This is a genomic window from Oleiphilus sp. HI0043 (assembly GCF_001634935.1).
Genome location: NZ_LWEY01000158.1, coordinates 1 through 13,754, shown reverse-complemented (window position 1 = coordinate 13,754; position 13,754 = coordinate 1). Strand labels below are relative to the sequence as shown.

Annotated in this window: 12 protein-coding genes; 5 read left to right on the top strand and 7 right to left on the bottom strand. The window is 43.4% G+C overall.

Features of this window, described 5'->3' with window-relative positions; all coding sequences use genetic code 11:
* The coding region (gene mnmD, locus A3729_RS03025; protein ID WP_156497600.1) for a tRNA (5-methylaminomethyl-2-thiouridine)(34)-methyltransferase MnmD at positions 1 to 1,071 on the bottom strand (1,071 nt) is incomplete at its 3' end.
* Positions 1,072 to 1,084: 13 nt separating this feature from the next.
* Positions 1,085 to 1,630 carry a peptidylprolyl isomerase gene (locus A3729_RS03020; protein WP_068508466.1) on the bottom strand — a complete coding sequence of 182 codons (546 nt, stop codon included), beginning with the start codon at positions 1,628 to 1,630 and terminating at the stop codon, positions 1,085 to 1,087.
* A 376-nt stretch (positions 1,631 to 2,006) separates the two neighbouring features.
* On the opposite strand from A3729_RS03020, the gene A3729_RS03015 reads away from it, so the two are divergent.
* Together A3729_RS03015 and A3729_RS03010 are read left to right on the top strand one after the other, a co-directional pair.
* Positions 2,007 to 2,810, top strand: coding sequence for a hypothetical protein (locus A3729_RS03015; protein ID WP_068633128.1), 804 nt, complete (start codon positions 2,007 to 2,009; stop codon positions 2,808 to 2,810).
* Between the two features lie 172 nt (positions 2,811 to 2,982).
* Positions 2,983 to 3,666, top strand: a complete 684-nt coding sequence (locus A3729_RS03010) for a carbonic anhydrase (protein WP_068508463.1) — start codon at positions 2,983 to 2,985, stop codon at positions 3,664 to 3,666.
* 163 nt (positions 3,667 to 3,829) lie between these two features.
* Here A3729_RS03010 and A3729_RS03005 read toward each other — a convergent pair whose 3' ends face one another.
* The 4 genes from A3729_RS03005 to A3729_RS02990 form a co-directional block, all read right to left on the bottom strand.
* Complete coding sequence (locus A3729_RS03005) at positions 3,830 to 4,108, bottom strand: peptidylprolyl isomerase (RefSeq protein WP_068508461.1); 279 nt, start codon at positions 4,106 to 4,108, stop codon at positions 3,830 to 3,832.
* Between the two features lie 11 nt (positions 4,109 to 4,119).
* Complete coding sequence (locus A3729_RS03000; RefSeq protein ID WP_197475504.1) at positions 4,120 to 5,511, bottom strand: cytochrome P450; 1,392 nt, start codon at positions 5,509 to 5,511, stop codon at positions 4,120 to 4,122.
* Positions 5,512 to 5,637: 126 nt separating this feature from the next.
* A complete protein-coding gene (locus A3729_RS02995; protein ID WP_068633125.1) occupies positions 5,638 to 6,084 on the bottom strand; it encodes a universal stress protein in 447 nt (148 codons plus the stop codon).
* A gap of 80 nt (positions 6,085 to 6,164) precedes the next feature.
* Complete coding sequence (locus A3729_RS02990) at positions 6,165 to 7,127, bottom strand: LuxR C-terminal-related transcriptional regulator (RefSeq protein ID WP_068508456.1); 963 nt, start codon at positions 7,125 to 7,127, stop codon at positions 6,165 to 6,167.
* A 157-nt stretch (positions 7,128 to 7,284) separates the two neighbouring features.
* On the opposite strand from A3729_RS02990, the gene A3729_RS02985 reads away from it, so the two are divergent.
* Positions 7,285 to 8,886 (top strand): FAD-binding dehydrogenase, encoded by a 1,602-nt coding sequence (locus A3729_RS02985; RefSeq protein ID WP_068633123.1) that lies wholly within the window; start codon positions 7,285 to 7,287, stop codon positions 8,884 to 8,886.
* Positions 8,887 to 8,957: 71 nt separating this feature from the next.
* Positions 8,958 to 10,721: a thiamine pyrophosphate-binding protein gene (locus A3729_RS02980; protein WP_068508453.1), complete on the top strand. Its 1,764-nt coding sequence runs from the start codon at positions 8,958 to 8,960 to the stop codon at positions 10,719 to 10,721.
* Here A3729_RS02980 and A3729_RS02975 read toward each other — a convergent pair whose 3' ends face one another.
* Positions 10,722 to 12,170: a methyl-accepting chemotaxis protein gene (locus A3729_RS02975; RefSeq protein WP_068633121.1), complete on the bottom strand. Its 1,449-nt coding sequence runs from the start codon at positions 12,168 to 12,170 to the stop codon at positions 10,722 to 10,724.
* A gap of 230 nt (positions 12,171 to 12,400) precedes the next feature.
* Between A3729_RS02975 and recA the strand changes: the two genes are divergently transcribed.
* Positions 12,401 to 13,438: a recombinase RecA gene (gene recA / locus A3729_RS02970; RefSeq protein WP_068510971.1), complete on the top strand. Its 1,038-nt coding sequence runs from the start codon at positions 12,401 to 12,403 to the stop codon at positions 13,436 to 13,438.
* Positions 13,439 to 13,754 lie beyond the last annotated feature (316 nt).

Below are 13,754 nucleotides of genomic sequence, written 5' to 3'. Positions count from 1 at the left end.
CGGGTAATAGCGTAAGCTGTAGGCAAGGCAATGCTCTACGAAGTTAAACGTTTTGTTTCTCTCACTGGGAAACTTTGCGTACATTACCAGTTGGCTCTGGCCGCTGGCACCAGAAACAGGTGCTGGGCGAGTATCTATTATCGCAACATCCAGCCCGCGTTGATACAGCGCTGAAGCAGTGCTGATACCCGCTAAACCGGCCCCAATAATAACGGTATCGAAAGACTTGGACACGTCTTTATCTAAGGCGGCAGCCGTAGAGTTCTTAACGGAATTCTTTATCAGTGTTTGTGGGTAGGCCCAATTTGTTTTGCTTAAAGGTAAGTGACCGGTAGAACTGAGGTCTTGTTTTGTAATAGAGCCAAGAAGCATCTCTCGTTTTTTGCCAAAGCCTTTCTGGCGCTTAACACTGAAACCTGCCGATTCTAGCCCTCGTCTTACAGCTGACGCAGCGGCGAAGGTGGAAAAAGTGGCTCCGTCAGATGATAGTCTGGCAACTTCTTTAAAAAGAGCAGGTGACCACATTTCCGGGTTCTTATTAGGGGAAAAACCGTCCAGGTACCAGCAATCTGCCATAAAACGGTATTCATCCAGGGACTCATAAATATCCCCAAAAACCAGTGTGAGGATGACTCGGCCACACTCGAACTTCAGTGTGTGGTGTCCTTTTATAGTGAAAGGATAGTCGTCGCATAGTTGGGAAGATAAATCTGCAAGCTCAGGCCATTTACTCAAAGAGTTTCTAAGATCTGATAGAGATAGTGGGTGTTTTTCGAATGAGATGTAGTGAAAGTCACGACGGCCTTTTTCTTCACAGGCCAGCCATTGTCGCCAGCTTAAGAGAAAGTTTAGCCCGGTACCAAATCCTGCTTCAGCGACGATAAAGGGTTTTAGTGCGAGGCTTTCACCTATTAGTCTAGATGCGAGTTGATTGGCTTCAATGAAAACATATTGGCTCTCTTTAAGGCCATCAACAAGCGAGAAGTAAACGTCATCGTATTCTTTCGAGGCTGGAATATCGCCTTCCCAGCCAAGATTAGCTACCGAAAAATTGTCGACTTCTCTATTCATATTTTATGGCTTGCTATTGCTTGGCTGTGGGTGCCGGACTTTCAGGCTCGGAGCTCGGTTCGGTAATTGTAATTGATTGAATGATTATTGTGTCTACGGGAATGTCTCGCATATAACCATCAGACTTGGTGGCGACCTTAGATATCTTATCGGCTATTTCGAGTCCTTTAGTTACTTTGCCAAATACGGCATAACCCGCGTTGTGCCCGGATTTATTAAGCTGCATATTGTCTTTAACATTTATGAAGAACTGAGAAGTCGCAGAATGCGGGTCGTTCGTTCGTGCCATGGCGATAGTGCCGCGTAAATTAGGAATAAGAGAATTAGCTTCGTTCTTAATGGGCGAAGAGACGGGCTTTCGTCTCATTTTTTGATCAAAACCGCCACCTTGAACCATAAAGTTGGGAATAACGCGATGAAAGATAGTGTTGTTATAAAAGCCTTCGTTAGCGTAACGGATGAAGTTCGCAACGGTTACGGGAACGCGGTCTTTAAAAAGGTCGAGCTCGATAATGCCAAAGTTGGTTGTGATGGTCGCTTGAGTCGTATTGCTATACATTTCTTTTGCATGACTTGCTAGCGCAAAACAGCACAAAGATATAAATGTTAAATGGCACACAAATTTATTAAATAAGGATAGATTGGAATTTCTCATGGTGTGTATTTCAACTCTATATAAATTAATTGGGAAAGGTTAATTAAATCAGCAAGCTATGAATATTTTCGGTGCTTAGTATAAAGCAAAAACGGTGTCTATTCACATGAATAGACACAGGATAACATCTTGTTACTGACCGAAATCAATCTCCCACATACAAATTGGCTTTTTCTGGCCATTATTTCACCAACTACTTAGGTGGCTGTATATATTTTAATAAGCCATTAATGATTCAGAGTACCTTAATAAGATAAAGATCGACTATCCCGGGGGAAGTATGACTAAGCATAATGAGCAAATAGCAAAATCCAGACTTGGGCGCTTATTAGTAAACCGCGGTTATATTAGCGAAGCGCAACTTGATCAAGCACTTCAGCTTCAAGTCTCCGAGAACATGATGCTTGGTGAGGTCTTAATTAAGCAAGGCTGGATTAGTGAGAAAGAGCTAAATAGAACACTTAAGCATCAGTCTCGTTACCGTTACACTGCAGCATTTGTTGCTTTGGCTGCGGCGCCGTTTCAACCGATGCTTGCTATGGCTGCGAGTCCCGCTGCAGCTTTACCAATTAATAACACCAGTAGCGCTGAGCTAACACGAGAACAGTTAGGTAAGTTTGGCGGCATGCAGATGCTTGATGACGAAGCTTTGGCAGGTGTTAATGCCCAAGGGTTCGGTCCAATACCAGGTATGGGGCTTAGCATCGGTCAGAATGCTGACGGAGCGGTTGCCGGTTTTCAGCATAAATATAACGACGAAGATGAATATGAAGAGCCGAAGGATGAGCAAGTGGCTTATGAGTTAGCGGACAGTGTATTAACCATGGCAGGTGTTGGTCCGATATCTAACCTGATTGAAGCAGATATTTCTATTGAGGGTTTGAAATACCAGGAAGGAAGAGGGCCTATAGAAATTACTGACGAAGGCGGTATAAAAATATATATGCCGACAGAAATTGCTCGAATTAGCATGGAGAATATTCGAGTTAAAGGAAATACTAGCGGCCCAACTATGGGAAGCATTTACATGTCTGATATCAAGTATCATCCAGATTCCAGCTATACAATTACCGCGAGAAACTAAGCCCTCTACGTTGTTATACATAAAAAAACAGGCGCGAGCCTGTTTTTTTATGCGTCAAAATAGGGCGCTCGAACATAAAAAATTAGTTAGGGCTTTTCCTTGCTATATCGCTTCCCTATACCGGTTGAGAAAGCTATTATTCAACACGTTAATTGAGTTATAGAGAATTGATATGCCAAAAATAGCCAGTGGAATCGTACGATTCAAAACCGAAGTGTACCCTCAGAAGAAAGAACTATTCGATCAACTTGTGAAAGGGCAGCATCCAGAAGCTCTTTTTATTACATGCTCTGATTCTCGTATTGACCCAAACCTTTTAGTTCAGACGGAACCAGGGGAACTATTCATATGTCGAAATGCAGGCAATATTGTTCCACCGCATAGCAACTATACTGGTGGTACCACGGCAACGATTGAGTATGCTGTTGCCGTTCTTGAAGTCAAACATATTATTGTGTGTGGACACACCTGTTGTGGGGCAATGGCCGGCGTGATGGACCCTGACTCGCTCACTAACCTTCCTCATGTGACACAATGGCTCAGCTACTCAAAGGCTGCGCATCAGATTGTTATGGAAAAGCTGCCAGAGGGCTCCCATGATGAACGTCTGGCTATGTTGATTGATGAAAACGTTTTGCTTCAGTTGCAGCATTTAAAGACCCACCCTCATGTTGCTGCCAAACTTTCTACCAATAAAATTCAGCTACATGCCTGGACCTACGATATTGGTGCCGGAGACGTAAGGGCTTTTGATGATGAACGTGGTGAGTTTGTGCCCGTTGAGGAACGTTACGCCGAGGATGTAAAAGCGTATCTTGAATCCCAACAGGCCGGTGCATGCAACGCGGACCATTAATCTGGCATATGAAATAGCAAGGAAGGTAAAAGAGAATAATAAGGATCTACAATGAAAGTTTTGGTGATCGGTGCTAATGGCGATATTGGTGCTAATGTCTTACGAGGGCTGTCAATCTAAGATAACAACTAAAAGCAGCTTTAGGCAGCTTTTAGTTGTTATCTTAGCCTCGAAAGTAAACTTCGATCAGGTGATAGCCAAATTTTGACTTTACTGGACCGTGAACGGTCTTTAATGCTTTTTTGAAAATTACTTGTTCAACGGGCTTAACTAAGTCACCAGGCCGAATTTCGCCTAAGTCGCCACCATTCTTTTTGCTAGGGCAGCTAGAGTGCTTGCGCGCCAGTTTTGCAAAGTCACCCCCTTTAGCCAAGGCTTGTTTTATCGTGTTGGCAGTTTGCTCATCTTTTACAAGAATATGACGCGCCATCGCAGTTTTCATTAGCAAAGTCTCTAATTATCTCGGCTTTTTAGTTTAACTTGCATGCCCTTATTATTCGAGAGCGTAATGAGAGGTTGAGGGTCAAACACATTGTTTTCATCTAATTCGACTTCGAATCTTCTCATAATTGTTGCAAGTATTATTTTCGCTTCCATCATCGCAAATGATTGCACAATGCAAAATCGTGGCCCCGAGCCAAAAGGTATATAAACATGCTTTGGTATGTTTTTCTCGTTTTCTGGTGAAAAACGCTCTGGATCGAAGCGGTTCGGGTTTTCAAAATAACGTGGGTTTAAGTGGTTCGCATAAGGTGATAGGAAGATAACTTTATCTTTGGGAATATGATATGAGCCTATGTCAATGTCGTCATTGGCTTGTCGGTTGTTTAGCGTCCAGACTGGCGGTAACAAGCGCATTGATTCCTTAATGACCATATCAGTATAGTTAAGCTCACCTAGGTGTTCAAACTGAGCGTCTTGATCGTTTAAAACACTGTCTAACTCGGCATGAAGCTTTGCCTGAATATCTGGATGTAGAGCGAGCAAGTAGAATGTCCAACTTAAGGCATTTGATGTTGTTTCATGGCCTGCGGTAAATAGTGTGATTAGTTCATCCATCACGAGCTCGGTTGGCATGCTGCTTCCGTCTTCGTATTTAGCTTCGAGCAGCATTGACATCATATCTGGTTTTTTATCAGCATTTGTTAAGTCTGAGTTCTTTCTTGTTTCTATCATACTGCTAATTGTTTTGTGCAATGCCTTTTTGGCAGCGACCAAGCGACGGTTTCCTCGGGTGGGAACCCAGTCAGGAAAAACTAAAGCCTGCTGAAACCGTTTGTTAGTTTCCGTTTGAACGATGTGCATTGTTTCACCAATATTATTTGCATTGCTTTGCATATGTTCCATATCTGTATCAAACAGAGTCTTGCTGACGATATACATTGTCAGCTTGAACATATCATCAGCAATATCCCTGTTACCCGCCTTCCAATCTTGCGTCATTCTGCTTGTATAATCGCTCATAGTTTTAGCGTAAGACTCAATTCTACGGAAGTGGAAGCCTGGCTGTACTAATTTCCTTTGAGTCTTATGATTAGCAAGGTCATTGTTTGTTATCAGCCCCTTTCCCAAAACGGTTCCCATGACAGCAACGTCTCGGTCTGACTTTCTAAATTTTTTTGCTTGGCTTACAAGAATTTGGTGGCTTAAGTCACCACTTGTGACAAGCGCCATATTGTTAAAAGGGATGTGGAATTCCACTATGTCCGGGTAGGTAGACATTAAACGGTGGAAGAAGGCCAAGGGGTCTCGAGCAAACTCGTTAAGGCATCCTAGAATCACTTGTCCACGTTCTTGGGGTATTGCTTGGTTTGTTTCTGTATAGGTTATCGCGGCTGATGACATTGTATTCCTCATTTTTATATTTATTAAGGAGGGCTTACTTTGCCATAAAATGACTGGTAGTCACAAAGGCTAGGATGAGAAACAGCATTCCAAAATTGGGATGCTGCTATCAACATCTTCGATTATTTAGCTCTTGGGGCAGCGCACTAGCAGTACATCACATTCAGCGAGGTTCAAAATCTTATGAGCTGTAGAGCCTAGCAGTACTTCAAACCCGTGGCGACTATGACTACCTGCAACAATGACATCTGCATTTAGGTTATCTGCCTGTTTAAGGATTTGTTGAGCCGGTGGCCCAAAGCACATAATTAGATTATTTGGATCCAGCCCTGCCTCTTCAATGAAGGGGCGAAGGTAGTCTGCACCCGACTGTGCGAGAGCTTCTTGATCTAATGGAGGCGGTATCTGGCCTGGACTGCCTGCCCAGTCAGCCACAATCAGGTCGAGTACAACGTGAACTAAATGAATTTTGGCTGAAGGATTTTGTTCAGCCAGTGCAGATGCTTTGTTGAGCACTTGTTGCGCGTCTTTGCCGCACTCTAAAGCGACGAGTATACTATTATATAGGCTCATTGGTGATTCTCCTTTATTGTAGCTTTAGTCTAGTTTGGCATGAGCGCGTTTGCTATGTAATGACTTACATCAACCAGCAATTATTTTAGCTCTATGTCTCCCATGAGTTGAGCAAGCTGCTCACGGCTATTAATATTTAACTTATGATAAATACGATATAGATGGTTTGATATTGTTGATGGGCTCAGGCCGAGTTGTTTTGCGATTAATTTAAAGCTTAAACCCTTGGTCACGCCTTTTACGACATCTAGCTCCCTTTGGGTTAGCTGGTCGAGTTTATTTCTTTGGCGAACGCCTATTCGGAAGAGATCTCCCAGCTGCTGAGAGCTAAAGATGTAGTTCTGTTTTTCTCTCTGTTGTTCATTCAAAGGGAGTTTTAAGGGAAGGATTTGCTTTTGCGTATTTAATTCCTTACTTCCTTTAAAGCAAAGCTCGACTATGTCGAGAAACTCTGTTTCGACCTCATGGTAAATGCCGTGACGGTCGCATATCGCGTAGTACTGCTCCTCGCCCTCCGACCTATCTTCCATGCTTAGCATGCAAGCATGAGAGGCAGCTTGTATAAGATGAAATAATACTCGTTGATGTCTTTTCTTTTCGTTATCTGAGAACTTTCTATCTTTGTCAGTGCGGTACACAGAGAGAAGGGTATAGATACCGCTTCTTGAAGCTATGTGTAGTGAACTTAAAATACGTTTTATTCCATGCGGCTCAAAAACCGAGTGATAGATTTCAGAACGATAAAAGTCACTGTCGTTAATTACATCAGCCATATCTACAGCTTCACCAGCATGAGCAAACAAGCTATTGCTGATTGGATTTATTTTAATGTGTTCTATTAAGGTGTCTGGAAAACTAGTTGGTAGATTAAGTGTTGTGTGTGTGTGAAAAGTGCGCGTACTTAAATGTCCGGTGCTCCAGATCGCAGCGTCGATATCAAGAAATGACTGTAATTCGTTTAGGGCCCACTGGCGATAATACTCAATATCAACGCGCTTGGTTGCTCGATATAGGTGACTAATAAATGCTTCGGTTTCACTCATGCCTAGTGGAATCCAGGTAAAGGGCTATTATTGTTAGAATGGTTTTATTTCTTCTATGTCTCAATCTAAGGCCATTAGGCTAATTTTACTATCCTCTTAAGTAAAGAGCTTTGGCAAACTTTGTTTAGTTTATTGATTTGGTAACAAGGCAAGAAAGATGGCAGCTATTAAAAGTGATGTACTTATTGTTGGTGCTGGAATTGCGGGTTTAATTGCGGCGCATGAATGCTTGGAAAAAGGTCTAAGTGTCTCGTTGGTTGATCGAGATATTGAAGGTAATTCCGGTGGCCTGGCAAAGTTGGCGTTTGGTGGTATGGCCTTGGTGGGGACACCACTTCAGGAACGTATGGGCATAAAAGATTCTCCTGAACTTGCCTTAAAAGATTGGCATTCATTCGCTCAGTTCAGTGAACAGGATGAATGGCCTAAACGTTGGGCTGAATACTACGTGCAGAATTCCGCAGAGCGCGTATTTCATTGGCTATGTGACAAAGGCTTAAAGTTCTTTCCGGCCGTAAACTGGGTAGAACGTGGGCTAAATGGCGATGGTAATAGCGTTCCCCGGTATCACGTAATTTGGGGCACTGGTCACCGCTTGGTTGAATTGTTTCTAGAAAAACTGGCTAAGCATTCTAACCGTGATAGTCTTCAGTTCTTTTATCGACATCGTGTAGTTCAGTTGGTATCTGAAAATGGCCGCGTAGTGGGCTGTCGAAGTGAAAGTGAAGAGACTAAAAAGGTAGTAGAGTTTGAGGCTGAGCATACTATTGCTGCATGTGGCGGGATTAACGGCAGTATCGACAAGGTTAGGGAGCATTGGTACAAACCTTGGGGCTTGCCACCGAAAGAAATCCTAAACGGATCTCACCCTTATGCCGATGGCGCATTGCATGAGCTCGTTTCAAATTTGGGGGGGAGTGTTACGCATCTTGATAAAATGTGGAATTATGCGGCAGGTATTCCGCATCCTCAGCCACAATTTGAAGGCCATGGCTTAAGCTTGATCCCATGTAAATCTGCTTTGTGGCTTGACGCTAAAGGCAATCGTATTGGCCCTGATCCACTCGTTACTGGTTTTGACACAAATGAGTTATGTCGTCGCGTTGCCCAGCTAGAAGAACCTTATACCTGGCAGGTTTTGAACTGGGGTATCGCTGCAAAAGAATTCGCAATCTCCGGTTCGGAGCATAACCCCTCGATTCGAGACAGAAAGTTACTTAGCTTTTTAAAGGAAATATTGCTAGGAAATCACACGCTAATTGAGAAAATCTCTACTGAAAGTGACCACTTTATCGTTGCACAGAATATGGATGAACTCCTTACCCAGATGAAGGCTCTTGATGATGAAAAAGTTTTGAGCTGTGACAATGTTAAAGCTGCTGTTAGTGATTATGACCAAATGCTATCACGAGGGCCGGCTTTATGGAACGATGACCAGGTTAGGCGTATTCAGCAAGCCAGGGCATGGCGATCCGACAAAGTCAGAACGTGTAAACCTGCCCCCATTGTAAGTGACAAATCCGGTCCGTTAATCGCGATTAAGCTCAGACTCATTTCCAGAAAAAGCCTTGGTGGCATACAGACTAATTTGCAAAGCCAGGTCTTGAGCTCAGAGGGTGCAGCAATTCCAGGCTTGTACGCGATTGGTGAAGCAGCGGGTTTTGGCGGTGGCGGTGCCAGCGGATTTAAGTCTCTAGAGGGCACGTTCTTATCCGGCTGTGTACTGACGGCGCGTAGCGCAATTGACGCAATCAACTAATACTAAGGGCAGATGTAATACATTTTCCCTGTAATAAATTTATATAGAAAAAAGAATCTTAAAGGTGATACATGAAGAAAACAGGCGCTTGGCTAGTTAGGTATGCACTCGAGCAACTTGGGATTTCACATACATTTGGTATACCGGGTGTTCACAATACCGAGATCTATGATGAGTTAAATAAGTCGGCCACCATTCAGCCTATGCTCGTTACTCATGAAGGCTGTGGCGCGTTCATGGCAGATGCTGTTAGTAGAACCAGTGATACGGTTGGTGCAATGCTTATCGTTCCTGCGGCAGGCGCTACGCATGCAGCTAGTGGTATTGGCGAAGCATTTCTTGACGGTATTCCAATGCTGGTGTTGTCGGGTGGTGTGCGGAGCGATTCAGACTTTGAATACCAGCTTCACGATATGGATCAGCATGCGATGCTAGCGCCAATTACCAAGGCAACATTTAAGGTAGCTCACCAGAAAGATATTATTAGAACGCTATATAAAGCCTACGAAATTGCGACGAGTGGCGAACCAGGGCCAGTATTTGTTGAGATACCAGTGAATATACAGCTTTATACGGCGGAGGTTGAACGACAAATAACGTATGCCGAATTTTTAAGTGAAAAGGCGCTTGTCGAGTCTGGTCATTTTGAACAGCAGCTAGATGAAGCGGTCGATATCTTAATTAAGGCTAATAAGCCCGGATTGTTTTTGGGCTGGGGAGCGGTGGACGTTTCTGATGTTGCTACGCAAGTCGCTAGCTTGCTTGGCGCACCGGCATCTACTACCTTGCAAGGCTTAAGCTCCTTTCCGGCAAATGATCCTATGCATACGGGAATGAGTTTTGGGGCTGCAGCAGTGCCTGCCGCAACGAAAGCATTTGAAGATTGCGACGCTTTGCTTGCGGTAGGGACTCGTTTTGGAGAAATTGGTACAGGTAGCTTTGGCGTTACGGTTCCTGAATCTTTGATTCATATTGACATTAACCCTAAAGTTCTCAATACAAACTACCCAGCGAAAGTAGCGATCCAGGGAGATGCAAATGAGGTCTTGCCCGCGTTATTACGTAAGCTCAAAGCTAAAATACATGAGAATAATATCTGTTTTGATGCGCGTTATAAGGAAGTGAGTCAGCTCATCTCAGAGCAAAAGGCTTCGTATAAACAAGAGTGGTATAAGCACGATAGTGGTTCTCGTGTTAATCCAGCTTTATTCTTTGATGCCTTAAGGAAAAGGCTGCCTGATGACGGTTATGTAGTGGTTGATGACGGTAACCATACCTTCTTAACGGCAGAACTTATGCCTATTCATACAGCGAGAACCATGATTTCGCCTACCGACTTCAATTGCATGGGTTATGCTGTCCCTGCGACTATCGGAACAAAGCTTCTTAATCCTGAAAAAGACGTTGTCAGTATTATTGGTGATGGTGCATTTTTGATGACGTGCATGGAAATTACAACGGCAAGCAAGAATGGCTTGGGTGCAATTTTTACCATATTTAATGATGGCGAGTTATCCCAAATATCACAAGCTCAAGAGGTGCCGTATAACAGGAAAACTTGTTCGGTTCTTGCGGATACGAGAATGCAGGGTGTAGCGATGGCTACTGGCGCAGCTTATGTCCGGATCGATGAGAATTCCGATATAGATGAAATGTTGGATGAAGCTTGGAGAATCAGCAAAGCGGGTCAGCCAGTCGTGTTAGATGTAAATATTGATTACAGTAAACAGACCCGATTTACGAAGGGTATTGTGGGAACAAACCTTAAGCGTTTGCCCCTCAACATGAAGGTCAGAATGATTAGTCGGGCTTTAGTAAGGAAAGTGACCTGCTAGCTATTTATTCACGACGTTTGCTAGCTTCTCTGAAACGTCGCTAAGCTTTGTCGTCATTGTGCTCAGGTTTTGAATTGACTCCAGTAGGTGTATAACAGCGTAAGCGTTATTGTTATTTACCTCGCCAACATTCTGCGAGGCAGCACTGACTTGTGTCATGTTGTCTTGCAGTTTATTGATTACCTTGGATACTTTTTCAATTTGTTCTGAAACTTCAATAACCGAGGCCGATGTATTCTCCAGTACTGCTTCTGAGTGAAGTACTATCTCGACGCCCTTATCAACGTCTACTGACCCTTGTTTTATTACATCGGTAATTTCTTGGGCAGACTCATCACAGCGAATTGATAAGCTTCTGATTTCGTCAGCAACGACGGCAAAGCCACGCCCCCTGTCACCAGCACGTGCAGCTTCGATTGTTGCGTTTAATGCAAGTAAGTTCGTTTGGCTAACGATACCGGAAATGACCTGAATAACATCTTCAATTTTTGAGAAGCTTTGTTTGATCTTATCCATGCTTTCTGTTGTTTTCTTCATGGAGTCTGCGGTAGATGTGACATTTGCTTGTGTAGTTCTTGTCACAGTTTCAATTTCTCTCACAAGAGAAGATGTCTCGCTAAGCGTTGTTTGCGTTTCGCTAACTGTTGCATCAATCTGCTCAGAAGCCTCGAGTTGAGAATGTGCGCCGTTTTCAATTGACTGGCTATCACTGTTCATTTTTTTGATGTTTTCTAGCAAGGATCTTGATGAGGTGGATAGGGTATGGCATGTCGACTTGGCTTCATTCAGAATCTCTCCTAAGCGCTGTGAGTTCTTTTCGGCCGAAATTACCAGACTACTTGTCTCTTCATTTGCTTGGATTGCTTCAGCTAGTGATTCTTGCCTTATGCGAAAAGCATAGCTCTGGCCAAGCCATATAATGATCATTGGCAATAAGTAGCCGGAATAGGTGTCTATAAGCTTCTGGCTTTCACTGAAAGGATAGTTGTCCCATACCACACCGCTGCGATCGAAGTACACCAATAAGCCAATGCTAGTGAATGAGGTGCAAAACCAAAATAGTCCAGACTTTCTGTTGGCTAATAGATAGGCAATACAAACCAGGGTCGGAATCCAAAATATATGTGAAGAATGTAAGCCGCCAAGGCTGTAGATCATATTGAAGCCATGAGGGAAGGCCCCAACCATTAGCATGTTAGCAACTACGTTTGGAGAGCACTTGAGTCTCACAAGGGTGCTTGAAATAAGCGACATGAGAAGCCCAATCGAAGATGATACTACAAGCGCGGTATAGTCGGCCTTAGTCCATTTAATAATGCTGTAAATCATTACCAGGTTGGTAAAGAACTGGAAGTAAAGTAATAAGCGATAGCGAACCTGAAGCTCTTTGCTTATTGAGTGGGGCTTAGGCCAAAAGAACTGGATGTAATGTTTCAACGGGTCAAGCATGTATTTTGCAATCCAAGGCGGTTAAAGGTACTAATAATAAAACTATAGACCTAAAACAGTAGTAAGTCACCTTGGCCAACGCTCGCGTTTGGACGAACGAAAAATAATGAAAAAAATATTGGACAGTTAGTATTTAACTGCACATAATACTGATTATGTATACAGTATAAATTACTGGTCGTAATATTTAGTTATGGCCTGCAAAGAGTTATTAGTTAGGGGATATTTAAATGGAAGACAACAAAAAGAAAGCTTTAGGTGCTGCACTTTCTCAGATAGAGCGTCAGTTTGGTAAGGGTGCAATAATGAAGATGGGCGACCAGCCCAGAGAGGCGATCCCCTCTGTATCAACTGGCTCTCTAGGCCTGGATATTGCTTTGGGAATTGGTGGTCTTCCTTATGGTCGTATTGTTGAAATTTATGGCCCCGAAAGTTCTGGTAAAACAACACTTACATTGCAGGTTATTGCAGAGGCGCAAAAGCAAGGTAAAACCTGTGCGTTTGTTGATGCTGAACATGCTTTGGATCCAATTTACGCAGAGAAGTTAGGCGTCAACGTTGATGAGCTTTTGGTTTCTCAGCCAGATACCGGAGAGCAGGCATTAGAGATCGCCGATATGCTTGTACGCTCAGGTGCTGTTGATGTATTAATTATTGACTCAGTTGCTGCCTTAACGCCAAAAGCTGAAATCGAAGGGGATATGGGTGATAGTCATATGGGCTTGCAGGCGAGACTTATGTCGCAGGCACTTCGTAAGATTACGGGTAATATTAAAAATGCTAATTGCTTGTGTATTTTCATCAACCAAATTCGTATGAAGATCGGCGTAATGTTTGGCAACCCTGAGACAACAACCGGTGGTAACGCCTTAAAATTCTATTCATCGGTACGTTTGGATATTCGTCGTACCGGCGCGGTAAAACAGGGCGACGAAATTATTGGTAACGAAACGCGAGTTAAGGTTGTAAAAAACAAGGTTTCACCACCATTCAAACAGGCAGAGTTCCAGATCCTTTACGGCAAGGGTATATACCGCATGGGGGAAATCATAGATCTCGGTGTTAAGGAAGGCTTGGTAGATAAGGCTGGCGCATGGTACAGCTACAACGGCGACAAGATCGGGCAGGGTAAGGCTAATGCTGCCAACTTCTTGAAAGAGAACCCCGAAATCGCTGAAGATATTGAGGGCAAGGTTCGAGAAAAATATATGCCTAAGATTGAGCCTGCAGAAGGGGGTGACGCACCTGAACTGGCTTTGGAGCTGTAACTTATTTATATTTTGTGGCTAAATTTACGAAGATAATTTTACTAAGAGTAAAGTTATCTTCGTTATTTAATACAAGTAGTAAGTGATAAGATTGTTTGAGGGGGGGAATGGCAAGCCTTTTAATCAGCTTCAAACGATATACCTTGCGCTCCCTCTCTTGCTATTCATTAATTTTTTATCTACCCTGATCGCTTGTTTGGTCTGTTAAGCTATCAACGGCATCAACGGCATCAACGGCATCAACGGCATCAACGGCATCAACGGCATCAACGGCATCAACGGCATCAACGGCATCAACGGCATCAACGGCATCAAC

What these genes read in the sequence shown, in the direction of transcription:
- A3729_RS03020 (WP_068508466.1), bottom strand. Translation starts at nt 1,630, where the DNA reads ATGTATAGCAATACGACTCAAGCGACCATCACAACCAACTTTGGCATT.
- A3729_RS03015 (WP_068633128.1), top strand. Translation starts at nt 2,007, where the DNA reads ATGACTAAGCATAATGAGCAAATAGCAAAATCCAGACTTGGGCGCTTA.
- A3729_RS03010 (WP_068508463.1), top strand. Translation starts at nt 2,983, where the DNA reads ATGCCAAAAATAGCCAGTGGAATCGTACGATTCAAAACCGAAGTGTAC.
- A3729_RS03005 (WP_068508461.1), bottom strand. Translation starts at nt 4,108, where the DNA reads ATGAAAACTGCGATGGCGCGTCATATTCTTGTAAAAGATGAGCAAACT.
- A3729_RS03000 (WP_197475504.1), bottom strand. Translation starts at nt 5,511, where the DNA reads ATGTCATCAGCCGCGATAACCTATACAGAAACAAACCAAGCAATACCC.
- A3729_RS02995 (WP_068633125.1), bottom strand. Translation starts at nt 6,084, where the DNA reads ATGAGCCTATATAATAGTATACTCGTCGCTTTAGAGTGCGGCAAAGAC.
- A3729_RS02990 (WP_068508456.1), bottom strand. Translation starts at nt 7,127, where the DNA reads ATGAGTGAAACCGAAGCATTTATTAGTCACCTATATCGAGCAACCAAG.
- A3729_RS02985 (WP_068633123.1), top strand. Translation starts at nt 7,285, where the DNA reads ATGGCAGCTATTAAAAGTGATGTACTTATTGTTGGTGCTGGAATTGCG.
- A3729_RS02980 (WP_068508453.1), top strand. Translation starts at nt 8,958, where the DNA reads ATGAAGAAAACAGGCGCTTGGCTAGTTAGGTATGCACTCGAGCAACTT.
- A3729_RS02975 (WP_068633121.1), bottom strand. Translation starts at nt 12,170, where the DNA reads ATGCTTGACCCGTTGAAACATTACATCCAGTTCTTTTGGCCTAAGCCC.
- recA (WP_068510971.1), top strand. Translation starts at nt 12,401, where the DNA reads ATGGAAGACAACAAAAAGAAAGCTTTAGGTGCTGCACTTTCTCAGATA.